The sequence below is a fragment of the Terriglobales bacterium genome (genome assembly GCA_035487355.1).
In the GTDB taxonomy this organism is placed as follows: domain Bacteria; phylum Acidobacteriota; class Terriglobia; order Terriglobales; family Acidobacteriaceae; genus QIAW01.
Genome location: DATHMF010000085.1, coordinates 128,701 through 141,652 on the forward strand (window position 1 = coordinate 128,701; position 12,952 = coordinate 141,652).

General features: G+C 53.9%; 12 protein-coding genes. 6 read left to right on the top strand and 6 right to left on the bottom strand.

Features of this window, described 5'->3' with window-relative positions; all coding sequences use genetic code 11:
- Window positions 1-260: 260 nt before the first annotated feature.
- Window positions 261-638, top strand: a complete 378-nt coding sequence (locus VK738_15135) for a hypothetical protein (protein ID HTD23990.1) — start codon at window positions 261-263, stop codon at window positions 636-638.
- Complete coding sequence (locus VK738_15140) at window positions 635-1,204, top strand: CDP-alcohol phosphatidyltransferase family protein (protein ID HTD23991.1); 570 nt, start codon at window positions 635-637, stop codon at window positions 1,202-1,204. The genes VK738_15135 and VK738_15140 overlap by 4 nt, the downstream gene beginning before the upstream one ends.
- Here the strand turns inward: VK738_15140 and VK738_15145 are convergent.
- Window positions 1,136-2,182, bottom strand: coding sequence for a transglutaminase-like domain-containing protein (locus VK738_15145; GenBank protein HTD23992.1), 1,047 nt, complete (start codon window positions 2,180-2,182; stop codon window positions 1,136-1,138). The genes VK738_15140 and VK738_15145 overlap by 69 nt on opposite strands.
- 290 nt (window positions 2,183-2,472) lie before the next feature.
- On the opposite strand from VK738_15145, the gene cysS reads away from it, so the two are divergent.
- Window positions 2,473-3,942, top strand: coding sequence for a cysteine--tRNA ligase (gene cysS / locus VK738_15150; GenBank protein ID HTD23993.1), 1,470 nt, complete (start codon window positions 2,473-2,475; stop codon window positions 3,940-3,942).
- A gap of 6 nt (window positions 3,943-3,948) precedes the next feature.
- Here cysS and VK738_15155 read toward each other — a convergent pair whose 3' ends face one another.
- On the bottom strand, window positions 3,949-4,926 hold the full coding sequence (locus tag VK738_15155; protein ID HTD23994.1) for an EamA family transporter: 978 nt from the start codon (window positions 4,924-4,926) through the stop codon (window positions 3,949-3,951).
- 410 nt (window positions 4,927-5,336) lie between these two features.
- On the opposite strand from VK738_15155, the gene VK738_15160 reads away from it, so the two are divergent.
- The 3 genes from VK738_15160 (at window position 5,337) to galT (ending at window position 8,338) form a co-directional block, all read left to right on the top strand.
- Window positions 5,337-6,686 carry an acetyl ornithine aminotransferase family protein gene (locus tag VK738_15160; GenBank protein HTD23995.1) on the top strand — a complete coding sequence of 450 codons (1,350 nt, stop codon included), beginning with the start codon at window positions 5,337-5,339 and terminating at the stop codon, window positions 6,684-6,686.
- A gap of 85 nt (window positions 6,687-6,771) precedes the next feature.
- Window positions 6,772-7,218: a YraN family protein gene (locus VK738_15165; GenBank protein HTD23996.1), complete on the top strand. Its 447-nt coding sequence runs from the start codon at window positions 6,772-6,774 to the stop codon at window positions 7,216-7,218.
- A 76-nt stretch (window positions 7,219-7,294) separates the two neighbouring features.
- Entirely contained in the window at window positions 7,295-8,338 is a 1,044-nt protein-coding gene (gene galT / locus VK738_15170; protein ID HTD23997.1) for a galactose-1-phosphate uridylyltransferase, read from the top strand.
- Between the two features lie 1,022 nt (window positions 8,339-9,360).
- Here the strand turns inward: galT and VK738_15175 are convergent.
- The 4 genes from VK738_15175 to hscA form a co-directional block, all read right to left on the bottom strand.
- Window positions 9,361-9,933 carry a hypothetical protein gene (locus VK738_15175; GenBank protein HTD23998.1) on the bottom strand — a complete coding sequence of 191 codons (573 nt, stop codon included), beginning with the start codon at window positions 9,931-9,933 and terminating at the stop codon, window positions 9,361-9,363.
- 316 nt (window positions 9,934-10,249) lie between these two features.
- Window positions 10,250-10,468 (bottom strand): Fe-S cluster assembly protein IscX, encoded by a 219-nt coding sequence (gene iscX, locus VK738_15180; protein HTD23999.1) that lies wholly within the window; start codon window positions 10,466-10,468, stop codon window positions 10,250-10,252.
- A gap of 34 nt (window positions 10,469-10,502) precedes the next feature.
- Entirely contained in the window at window positions 10,503-10,928 is a 426-nt protein-coding gene (locus VK738_15185) for a 2Fe-2S iron-sulfur cluster-binding protein (protein HTD24000.1), read from the bottom strand.
- A 110-nt stretch (window positions 10,929-11,038) separates the two neighbouring features.
- Window positions 11,039-12,949 carry a Fe-S protein assembly chaperone HscA gene (hscA, locus tag VK738_15190; protein HTD24001.1) on the bottom strand — a complete coding sequence of 637 codons (1,911 nt, stop codon included), beginning with the start codon at window positions 12,947-12,949 and terminating at the stop codon, window positions 11,039-11,041.
- Between the last annotated feature and the right edge of the window lie 3 nt (window positions 12,950-12,952).

The window sequence follows — 12,952 nt, forward strand, 5'->3', positions numbered from 1 at the left end:
CTTCTCGTTTTCACGCGAAAACAAGAGGCTTCGTGTTTGAATACCAGCGGTTGGAAGATGGATGTAGTTGATCTATTGCGGTAACCATCCCGATACACTACTGCTCAAGCAGATATGCTAATCTCTAGACCAGTTTCAGAATCGGTACTCGAATCTGCTGTCCGAATCGATCCTGAAACAGCTCTAATCTGTCTATCTATTGGACTTTAGAACTCTGTTTTCCCACGTGAATTGCAGAAAATTCCAGATATCCTGAAGCTATGCGGAAAGCCAAGCGCACATCGAAGATAGGCGAAGTTGGGCCGTTTGCGTCCAATGCCGTGGTTCTGGTCACGCTCAACTCGCCGCGGGAAAAATTCTGGGGTGCGATCCTTAATCTTGCTCCGGCTGGGGTCAGCGTGCGCGGCATTGACTTGAACTCGGTTGAAGATTTCATCCGGCAGGTCAAGGCCGGCGACCTGGTCACTCCCAATGCGGTGTTCTTTCCCATGCATCGCATTGAACGCATCGAGCTCGATCTCCGCAATGGAGACATTCCTTCTTTGCAAGAGCGTTTTCAAGCAAAAACCGGCTTCGAGTTCCCCGACTTATTGCGGGAATTCTCTGCCCCGGTTGCGGGAAAGGAACCAGGCGCATGATTTCGCAATTGCGTGCTGCTCCCAACCAACTCACGCTTCTGCGCCTCATCTTTATTCCATTTGTGGTGATTGCGGTCATGGAAGGCCACGACCATATGGCGCTGGCGCTGTTTTTGGTTGCAGGAATCAGCGATGCGCTCGATGGGCTGCTGGCTCGGGTTCTGAAGCAGCAAACCGCTCTCGGGCTTTATCTCGATCCCATTGCCGACAAGCTTTTGCTCAGCACTTTATTTCTGGCGCTTTCATTTTTGCACAGGATTCCGTGGTATGTGACCGTGCTGGTTTTCAGCCGCGACATCGGCATCCTGATCGTCAGCACGCTGCTCTATGCCACCAACACATTACGCGACCTGCGCCCCAGCATCTTCGGAAAAATGAACACTGTGGCGCAGGTCGGAACAATATTTCTCGTATTGTTTTACCCCGTCGCTTCCATGGACTGGGTAAAAGCCACCATGCAAGCCAGCTTTCGTGTGACCTTTGCGCTCACGCTGATCTCATGGATTCACTACACTTTCGTGGTGGGCCGGCGCCTGCGCCATAGCGGCAGTCCCAGTTCGAGTTGAAGCTTGTTTTGTCTTCGTATCACTCACGTTACTGAAGGAAAACAAGGTTGCAACGTTGATATACTCTTTGCCATCCACCTCCACATAGGGATAGACAAAATAGTTCAAGGGCGCACCGGCTTGAGGCGGGTTGAGCGTTAAATCGCGTCCTACAGTGAATTGCACGCGGTTGGTATCGTGCGCTCCGAAGAAGTAATCGCGCTTTTCCTGGTGCTTCCAGGCCTCGGAAATATCCACCGGGACCCAACCTCTTTGTTGCAAATAAAACTCCGCCCAGCAGTGATAGCCGGCAATTTCGGAAGAGCTTTTGTCGGCCGGTAGCGGGAACCCGATCTCAAACTTCGCTGGAATCTGCTGTGAGCGCGCCATGGAAATGAACAGTGAATGAAAATCGGTGCAATTTCCTTTTTTGGCACTGCAGGCGTAGAGGGTATCGCCATGGCCCCATCCGGTGCCGGTCTTGTCATAACGCATGTTGCTCAGGACGTAGTCGTAAATAGCACGGGCCTTTTCTTCATCGGTCTTGGCATTCACAGTTTCTTTCGTCGCCAGCTCAGCCGGAAGGCCGGTAATGGGAACAAGCTTGTCGGCTTCCAGAAGCCGCTGGCGCTCGTGGGTAGAGAGACTCACGGTTTTGGCCGAAGCTGGCGTACTGAGGTGCTCACGGCGCACAACGTCATAATCCGCGGAAAACTTGTACTCCGGCTTGGTGGCTTTTTCGGTTGAGGCATACAGCATCCAGTTGCCGTATTCTTTTTCCTGCGTCTTTTTCAGCGGCAAATCGCCCGAAGTTGAAAGCACACGGACCACCTGAAATTCGTCGGAATGCGCGAGCGGAATCCATACATGAACAGGAGCGCCGGGCGTGAGGTTCCTGACGGTAAACTCGTAGTGGAAGGTGAAATGGCGTGTCTGCTGCGCTGAGGCCCATAGGCTGCAGCAAACGAAGACAGAGAGAACCGCAATTTTTCGTAGCATGATTGTGACCTTTCGAGTACAGAGGCAAACTTTGAGCAGGATTTCATCCTGCAAGGGCTTTAAGATGTTGATGGGTAAGAGAAACGGCCTACGGACGTTTTAGGAAGACGGTTCAAGTGAAACCGCTGCAGCGCAGGTGGGGGAAGAGCGCCAACATGATCAATAAGGATGCAACAGCGGGCGGAAAGTTGCAAGGCTTTCCAGCGCCGATCAGGACTTTTACCTCCAGCCGATGATTTAGAATCCCCATGATTTAGAATCAAAGATTCGTTTTAAATAGTTATTACCCCATGCCGTTGCAACTGTTCAATACCCTCTCCGGCAAGACGGAAACTTTTGAGCCGTCGCAGGACAAGCTCGTGCGCATGTACTCCTGCGGCCCGACCGTGTACGACTACGGCCACATCGGTAACTTCCGCACGTTCATCATGGTGGACCTGCTGCGCCGCTTCCTGCGTCAAAGTGGATACCAGCTCAAGCATGTCATGAACATCACCGATGTGGATGACAAGATCATCCGCAACGCGGCGAAAGAGAACGTGGACGTGCATACCTACACGGCAAAATATGAGAAGGCTTTTCTGGAGGATTCGCAGATCTTGAACCTGGAGAAGCCGGAGCAGATGGCGCGCGCCACCGAGCATATCAGCGAGATGGCCGATTTTATTGCGGCGCTGGAGAAAAAAGGCTATGCCTACCGCACCGACGACGGCTCCTATTATTTCCGCATTGCCAAGTTTCCTGAGTACGGCAAGCTTTCCAAAAAAGACTTCGAAGGCATAGAAAATGGCGCGCGCGTGGATGTAGATGAATACGAGAAAGATAACGCCCGCGACTTTGCTTTATGGAAAGCCCCTAAACCGGGCGAGGCCCAGTGGCAAACCAGCATCGGTCCGGGAAGGCCGGGCTGGCACATCGAGTGCTCGGTCATGGCGATGAAGTATCTGGGCGAGAGCTTCGACATTCATCTGGGCGGGGAAGACCTGATTTTTCCCCATCACGAAAACGAAATTGCGCAATCAGAGGCGCTCACGGGAAAGCCTTTCGTGCACTTCTGGGTGCATGTGCGCTTTTTGCTGGTGGAAGGCAAGAAGATGTCCAAGAGCCTGGGCAATTTTTTTACTCTTCGCGACCTGATTCTGCTGAAACATAAGCCTTCTTCTATCCGCTATCTGCTGGCTTCAGTACCTTTCCGGAAGCAGCTCAACTTTACCTTCGATGGACTCAGACAGGCGGCTGCTTCGGTTGAGCGATTGCGTGAATTCAAGTTGCGCATGGAAAAGGGCAATTTTCCCGACACAGGTAGCCCAGAGTTCGCCGATTTGGCCAAAGTGGGACTGCAAAAAATGCGTGAGGCACTCGAAGATGACCTGAACACCGCAGAGGCGCTGGCAGCGATTTTCGAGATGATCCGCCAGGCAAACGCGGCAGCAGATGCAGGCAAACTCGGCAAGCAGGATGTGACGCAATTGCTGCATACGTTGGAGCAGTTCGACCAAATCTTCGACGTCGTGCGTGACAATGACGCGGAAAAAATCCACCAGATTGCCGAGTGGGCGCGAGAGCAAGGGAAAGAAATCGAATTACCTCAAGCCAAAAACCAAATTTCCGATGCGCAGGTGGAAAGCTTGATTGCCGAACGCGCCAAGGCAAAAGCTGCGCGCGATTTTGCCCGTTCAGATGCTATTCGCAAACAACTGGCCGACGCCGGGATCATTTTGGAAGATACGAAAGATGGAGTGCGCTGGAAACGCGCTTAAGAATAATCATGCTTCGGCTTCGCAGGCAGGTAAAATTTTAGCCGCCGGAGCAACTTGCGCCTTCAGCTTGGAGCCCGTCACCAGCACAACCGCGCTCACGATGATCACCGCCCCCAAAAGAATGTAGCGGTTGACCTCCTCGTGCAGAATCAGCCAGCCCAGCAAAACCGCCACCACCGGATTGACATAAGCATAGGTAGCAACCTTGGCTGTGGGTACATGCTCGAGCAGCCAGATGTAAGCGGTGAATCCGACCAGCGAGCCGAAGATGGTTAAATAGACCGTGGCCCCGACGCCCCGCGCTGTCCACACGACCTTGTGCTGATCATTCAAAGCGAAAGCGATGATCATGTTCACCACCCCGCCGAGGGTCATCTCCCAGGCTGTAGCGGCGAAGGGATCAACCGCAAGTTGCGTTCTGCGCGAGATGATGGAGCCCACGCTCCAGCACAAGCTGCCAAATATCAATGCGCCGCTGCTCAAGAGAAACATCTTATTCAGAGAATTCTGAGGCAAGCCCAGCCGGATGACAGGCGCAAGCTGTGGCCACAGCAGAACAATGAGACCGACAAAGCCAAGGGCCAGGCCCATCCAGCCCCAACCTTTCAGCCGCTCGCCACGCAAGATAAGACCGTCAATCAAAGCTACCCAGAGTGGGACCACGGCAACAATCAACGCGGCCAATCCGCTGGGGAGATATTGTTCCGAATAGGCCAGCAGCATGTTGCCGCCGGTGAGCAGCAGCACACCCATAACCAGCAGCAGGAGTGCATCTTTCATCGTCAGGCGAATGCGGCGGCCGCTCAACGCGCAATAGACGAGCATAATAATTCCAGCCGCCACAAATCGAGTGCCGCTCAGCAGAGCCGGAGGAATATGTTCGACCGCAATGCGGATGCCGATATAGGTTGATCCCCAAAAGAAATACACGAGACAAAACGCGAAGAAAACGCGGAACCGGTGTTGGCGCTCTTTGGGTGTCATGGCAATCAGGGATACTCACATTGGACGCGGTACTGGTGAGCAGCGATGCAGATTTTTTGGCGCAAACGATTAGACTTTAGACCCAAAATGAACCTGTCTTCATTTTTAATATTTAGGATTTAGACAGCAATTTTGATTGAGCATGGACGTCAGTTCGGGAATATAATTGAAGGTGTTCGATAGCGATTGAAATGTATTTTGGCTTCCAATCCGTAACCCCGCGCCAATCCATGCGCTCGCGGCCACGCTGCCGGTTGCAATCCTTGCCGGCGGTGGCGCGCCCTAATCTTTTCTCCGGCGACTAACTGCACTATTTCTGACTCTTACATTTGTGGTCTTCCAAGAGACCGCTCAGTTGATTTCACGGCAACTTGCTTGCCGGTTTTTCGTAATGATTCGGAGAATTGCATATGACCTCTACAGCTATTTTGACTTCGGCGGGACCGAAGATTAAGACGCAACTGCCGGGTCCTAATGCCCGCCGCGTGCTGGAAGCAGACGCACGGTTGATTTCGCCTTCTTATACACGCTCGTATCCGCTGGTGGCCAAGCGCGGCCGGGGCGTGATCGTTGAAGATGTTGACGGCAACGAGTTCCTCGATTTTTCCGCAGGTATTGCCGTGGTTTCCACCGGCCACTGCCATCCGGAAGTTGTGGCGGCCATTCAAAAGCAGGCCGGCGAACTCATCCACATGTCAGGCACAGATTTCTATTACGAAAGCATGACCACGCTGGCGGAGCGCCTTTCGAAGGTCGCTCCCATGAAGGGGCCGCATCGCGTGTATTACGGCAACTCAGGCACGGAAGCCATTGAAGCTGCATTGAAGCTGGCGCGGTATCACACCAAGAGGCAAGGGATCATCGCCTTCTATGGAGCTTTTCACGGCCGCACCATGGGTGCGCTTTCGCTGACGGCCTCCAAGCCGCAGCAGCGCCGGCGCTTTGCGCCACTGGTTCCAGGCGTGACCCACGTGCCTTATCCCAATCTCTATCGCCGTCCAGAGGGCAGTGACGCAAAGCAGTACGCCATGGATTGCGCGCGCTTCATTGAAGAGAAGCTGTTCAAGACCACGCTGCCTCCGGAAGAGGTTGCGGCAATTTTTGTGGAAGCGATCCAGGGCGAAGGCGGATACGTTGTGGCCCCCGCGGAATTCATGCAGGAGCTGCGGCGCATCTGCGACAAGCACGGCATTCTGCTGGTGGTGGATGAAGTCCAATCGGGCAGCGGGCGCACCGGCAAATGGTGGGCGGTCGAACACACCGGCGTTGAACCCGACATCATTACGGTTGCCAAGGGAATCGCCTCCGGCATGCCGCTGGGCATCACCATCACGCGCGCCGAAATCATGGACTGGGTACCAGGTTCGCACGCATCTACCTTCGGAGGTAATCCGGTATGCATCGCGGCAGCGCTCGCAACCATGGATGTGCTGGAGCGCGAAGGTATTCAAAACGCTGCCGAGGTCGGCGATTACATGATGCAGCGCATGAAGCCCTGGGTGGAAAAACATGCTGTAATCGGCGATGTGCGCGGACGCGGCCTGATGATCGGTGTGGAGATCACGCGAGACAAAAAAGCCCGAACGCCGGCGTCAGACGTACGCGACAAAATTGTTGAGCTGGCCTTCGAGCGCGGTGTGCTGTTTCTGGGTGCGGGAGAGAGCTCAGTGCGGATTTCGCCTCCGCTGATCGTAAGCCGAGAGCAGGCCGATATTGCCATGACTGTGCTGGAAGAGTGCATTGTGTTGGCGGGCAAATAAGAGGCTCGATCACTATCTTCTTGCAGAATAAATCGGATGCTTAAGCGTTGAATGCGGCCGGTTTGTGGATAAAATTGTCCTGGATATGAGTTCTGGACGTATTACCCGCCTCGCTATCCGTGCGCTCGATTCCGCGGCGCGGTTGGTCCCGCAACGGAAAAAAGCCGAACATCTGACCACCGGCGAGCGCGGAGAAGAAGAAGCCTATTTTTATCTTCGCCGCTGCGGATACGTCATGGTCGCGCGCAACTTTCGTTCGCCCCGCCGCCGTGGTGAGATTGATTTGATTGGCTGGGAGGGCGACATTCTCTGCTTTATTGAGGTCAAAACCCGAACTTCGCATGCCGTCAAGCCGGCAGAGGCCGCTGTGGATGAAGACAAACAGCGGGAATTGGTCGCGGTGGCGCGTGAGTATTTACGCCGGGTTTCGGGCAGTCCGGCAATCCGCTTTGACATTCTAAGTATTTATCTGGAAAAAGGGGCTTCTTCTCCGCAAATTACCCTATTCAAGAATGCCTTTTCCATGCCCTAGAGTAGAATTTTATGGTTAACGGCAGGCGAGGCGAAAGTCGTGCCAGGCCACCGGCAGAGAAAGGAAATCTGTAGCTGTGCCCGAATTGAGAAAAGACCCGATTACCGGCCGCTGGGTCATTATTTCCACTGACAGGGCGAAACGCCCTACTGATTTTGTGCGCGAACCCGTGAAACAGAAAGGCGGGTTCTGTCCGTTTTGTCCGGGCAATGAAAGCAAGACGCCGCCGGAAGTGCTGGGCTATCGCTCTTCCACCATTGGTGGCCCGGAGGCGCCGCGCGACACGCCCGGCTGGCGCGTCCGCGTTGTGCCTAACAAGTTTCCCGCGCTGGGAATTGAGGGCAACCTGGATCGCGCCCCTGAGGGCATGTTCGACAAGATGAATGGCATAGGCGCGCACGAGGTGGTCATCGAAACTCCGGAGCACGAGAAAACACTGGCCACGCTTCCCATCAAGCGCGTGGAAGATGTGATCTGGGCCTTCCGCGACCGCATGATCGATTTGAAAAAAGACAAACGCTTCAAGTACATCCTGATCTTCAAAAATCACGGCGAACCGGCCGGAGCTTCGCTCGAACATCCGCACTCGCAGTTGATCGCTCTCCCCATCATCCCCAAGCAGGCGATCGAGGAGCTGGAGGGAGCCAAGCAGTACTACCAATACAAAGAGCGCTGCATCTTCTGTGATGTGATCCGCCAGGAACTCGAGGACGGAAGCCGCACCGTGGCCGAGAATAAGGACTTTGTGACCCTGGCCCCGTTTGCTCCGCGTTTTCCTTTTGAAACCTGGATCCTGCCCAAGAGCCATGATTCGCACTTCGATAATGCGCCTTCCCAGGTTTACGAGAATTTTGCGCGAGCAGTGCAGATCCTGATGGCCAAAGCGGAACGTGTGCTCGATAACCCTTCCTACAACTTCGTGATCCATACCTCGCCTGTGCAGGACGGCGCCAACGATTACTACCACTGGCACATGGAATTCATGCCTAAGCTGACCAAGGTAGCGGGATTTGAGTGGGGAACCGGTTTTTATATCAACCCTACGCCTCCGGAAGAGGCTGCCAAGTTCCTGCGCGAAGCGCCGGTGGAAACTCCGGCACAGCAGTTGGTCGGAGCATAAACGCAAAACCTTTCGCCGCGGATGGACGCGGATCAACGCCGATTTTTCGGAAGATTGTGGAGGCCCCCACCCCACTTGCTAGCTTGTGTTTTTGAGCCCAAAATCGCGTCTGACCCCCGTCGTTATTGGCGAAAATCGAGGTCGCACGAGAGACTTGCTGCTAGTGGCAGTCTTCAGTCCTCTTTTTTACTACAGAGACGCAGAGGCACAGAGAAGAGCAAGACTTTTCGCCGCGGATGAACGCGGATTTTTTGGAAGATTGCGGGGGCCCCACCCACTTGCTAGCAGGTGTTTTTGGGCCCCAAAATCGCGTCTGACCCCCGTTGTTATTGGCGAAAATCGAGGTGGAACGAGAGACTTGCTGCTAGTAGCAGTCTTCAGTCCTCTTTTTCACCAGAGACGCAGAGGCACAGAGAAAAGCAAGACTTTTCGCCGCGGATGAACGCGGATCAACGCCGATTCTGCGGAAGATTGTGGAGGCCCCCACCCCCACTTGCTAGCAGGTGTTTTTGAGCCCCAAAACCGCGTCTGACCCGCGTCATTACTGGCGAAAATCGAGACGGGGTGGGGGACTAGCTAAAGCAGTTTCAAGTTTCGAGTTTCCAGTTTCAAAAAACAACCACAAAACCCTTCGCCGCGGATGGACGCGGATCAACGCTGATTTTTTAGAGTGGATTGTAGCTCTCACCCACCCCACTTGCTAGCAGGTGTTTTTGAGCGCCGAAAACGCGTCTGACCCGCGCCGTTATTGGCGAAAATCGAGATGGGGTGGGGGACTTGCTGCTAGTAGGTCCTCAGTTGTCAGTCCTCAGGCCTTAGAATCCCTCATCGCGAATGAATTTTCAAAGACCCAATGGGCGCGAGCCCCGCACTCTGGAGTGCTGTTTGAACACACTTCCAGGAACAATGATGACCTAATTACTGAGAAATGGAAGGGTTTGATATCACAGTGATATCACAGGCCGGAATATTGCTGCCGTGGATCTCAAAAAGCCAAGAGCTAAAAGCTAAGAGCTAAAAGCTTACTGGCTTAAGAGCGAACGTGACAGGTTTGACGGCAATTGTCTACCTTCGTTTTGTATTTGGGCGAGAGTTTGTTGTTCTTCTGAGGCGAGTTGTTTTTCTTCATCCTGAAGGGGCTTGATGCTCATGGCAAAGAACTCGGTTTGCTCATTAGGCTCAAGGTGCATCAAGGTTTTGACCAGCAATGTTTCCTGCTTCACATCGGTCTGCAACCGCTTATCTAAACCCAGGGCTTTTTTCATGTCGTTCAAGACCGGAAAAATTTTAGGGTCATCTTGAAACTCTGGGATAGCCTGGTCTACCAAGACTTCGCCTTTCTCCGTTGTAGAGCTTGCATCGTTGAGAAGAGGTTCCAGTCCGAGGCACTGATCGTGATAGTCCATCATGCTGAGCGCCGGGCCATTTCTAAGCTCCTGGATATGCCGGGTGAATCCCGCGCTCTTTGCCTGCAACTCTCCGCCATCTTTTAACAGGTTTTCAATGTAGTGTGACCTGGCGGCGCGGTTTGCAGTCCAACGCCAAAGCGAGATTGTTGCCAGCAATCCGACAACTACAAGTGCTGCCGTTGCCAATACCGCAACTGGATGCCTTTGAAAAGCAGCGTACCACGGCGCCGGCTTTTGTTTATTGAAAGTCGCGACCGAATACTTTTGGATGGCTATCGTACCGCCGGTCCGCGCATCAGGCTCAGACTCTTGATAAACCGGGACTTTGGCTGTGTCCTCTGCGGGCGGCGTTTGGGTTACGACCGCTTCGGTTTGAGTTTGAAAATTGTGTACTCTTTGGCCGCAGAACAGGCAGATGGAAGCTTCATCCGGATTTTTGGTCCCACAATAAACACAGAACATTCTTACATTCCTCCGCCGGCAAACAATTCTATCAGCGAGATCAGTTATGCGTGTCCTGGTATTCTTCGTGCCATGCCATCTGGATGGCCTCTAACTTGGACTCATTCGATTTCATGGGATCATCTTTGAAGTTCGGCAACCCAATAACGTATTTGTGCAAGTCGGTGAAGCGCACCGTCAAGGGGTCGAGATCGGGATATTTTTCCGCCAGTTCGAGGGCAATATCTTCAGCGGTGTCCCAGGTGAGATCAAAGGCCATGGCTTTTCTCCGGCTCCATTCCAATTGAGTGAATTTATTTTCCGGGGCCGTGTCCTTCGGACACGTAGTTCCGGTTCCACGAGGGAATCTCCACGACAACAGTCCCTGGTTTTTCGATAACGCACTGGCATCCCAGACGCGAGTTGAGTTGCAGGTCGGCGGCCATATCAAGCCGGTCGGCTTCGTCGTCATCCATTTCATTCAGCCGGTCAGCGCCTTCCTTGACCCAAACGTGGCACGTGGTGCACGCACAGTTGCCGCCACAAGCATGGTCCAGAAAGATGCCATTGTTCAAGGCAACATCCAGAAGAGACTCGGGTTTGCCATGTTCTTTATACGGCAGCTTGCCGTGTTCGAACTCCACGGTCTTGCCTTCCGGTAAAAAAGTTACCCGCACCGTGTTGGGCCCGGGGGCGTCGGCGGTTGCTGCGCCAGTTCCTTGTGTTTTTTCTTCAGCCATAATTTGAATCCAGTTTTCTATGATCTTGTTTTACAAAACTTACTCCAGCCCAAAGCTGCGTGGGCAAGATGCCCATGCGACAGCCGGCGAGACGCCGGCGCTACATCGAGCTAATTTTCAATTTCCGCAGGCGCTATGGGATGTGGAGCGGTTGGTCCTTCGGCATCCAAATCCTGCATATCTTTCCCTTTCAGCGCGGAACCAACGGCAGAACTCATCATTAAATCAGCCAGGCGCATGGTCACGTGATTCAATTTCTCAATGGAGTCGCGCATCAACCGGTAATCCTCTCCGCCCTTGATTTGCTTCAACTCCGCTTCCGCGCTTGCGATGTCTTTACGCTCGGTCTCGCTGAGCTGGTTCCAGGCAGGATTGCGGCGTCCCTTTTCCAGCGCCAGCAGAATGGTTTCGGCTTCATTGCGCGCTTCGACGATCTGGCGCTGGCGGAAATCTTCCTCGGCGTAGTCGAATGAATCCAGGATCATCTTTTCCACCTGCTCATCGGTCAGGCCATAGGTAGGTTTGACTTCGACCTCGGACTCTTTGCCGCTGCGCTGCTCCCTTGCCGAGACATGCAGGATGCCGTTGGCGTCAATCAGGAACTTCACTTCAATGCGCGGCAGTCCGGCGGGCATCGGCGGAATGCCTTTCAGATCGAAGCGGGCCAGCGAGCGGCAATCTTTGGCCAACTCGCGCTCCCCTTGCAGGACATGGATGGCAACGTTGGTCTGGCCTTCCACACCGGTTGTGAAATGCTCAGTCGCAGACGCGGGCACGGTAGAGTTGCGGTGAATAATTTTAGCTACCACGCCGCCCAGGGCTTCAATGCCGAGCGAAAGCGGGGTCACATCCAGCAGCAGCATTTCTTCGGTAGCTTTCGAGCCACCGGCCAGGATGTTGGCCTGCACGGCGGCGCCCAGTGCTACAACTTCATCAGGATTTACTTCTGTGTGCGGCGGGCGCTTGAACAAATCCTCGACCAGCATACGCACCCGAGGGATGCGGGTTGATCCGCCCACGAGTACGACTTCATCAATTTGTTCCGCTGTAAGTTTGGCGTCAGCCAGAGCCTGCCGGCAAGGGCCGGCGGTGCGCTGCACGATAGGTTCAATCAGTTGCTCGAACTGCGTACGCGTAATTTCGCGCAGATATTTTTTGTTGCCGGGCAGTTCCACGTTGATCGTGGTTTTTTCGCGCGCGGAAAGGTCGATCTTGGCTTCAATCACCGCCTTGCGGATAGCTTGCACCGCCTCGGCATTGCGCCGCAAATCGAGTTTCATGTCGCCGGCAATATCATCCAGGGCAATGGTGATCAGCAGGTTATCAATGTCATCGCCGCCGAGATGGGTATCGCCGTTGGTGGCAATGACTTCAAATATTCCTTCATGCAATTTCAGGATGGAAATATCAAAAGTGCCGCCGCCCAGGTCATAGACGGCAACAATGCCTTCCTTCTTTTTATCCAGGCCATAGGCGAGGGAAGCAGCCGTGGGCTCGTTGACCAGGCGCAAGACTTCGAGTCCGGCAATGCGGCCGGCATCTTTCGTAGCCTGGCGCTGCGCGTCATTAAAATACGCAGGAACGGTGATGACCGCTTTGGTTACGGGCGCGCCAAAATAACGCTCCGCATTGCGCTTAAGCTGGCGCAGGATGAGCGCGGAAATTTCTGGCGGAGTAAATTCCTTGTCTCCCAACTTAATGCGCAGGACCTCGCCGGGTTTCAGGTTTTCACTCAGGCGGAAAGGGAAGAGCTTCAGTTCGTCCTGCACATCTTCCAGGCCACGCCCCATCAGGCGCTTAATGGAATAAACCGCACGCTCAGGGGTTTCGATGAGATATTTGCGGGCAGCATTGCCAACCGTAAAATCTTTTCCGTCCGGATTCAAGGCCACAACGGAGGGAAGCAGATTCGATCCATCTTCCCCAGGGATCACTACCGGCGTAGAATCGCCCATGTAAGCGACGAGAGAGTTCGTCGTGCCAAGGTCAATACCTACGATAATGTCACGTTCTTCAGCCATGAG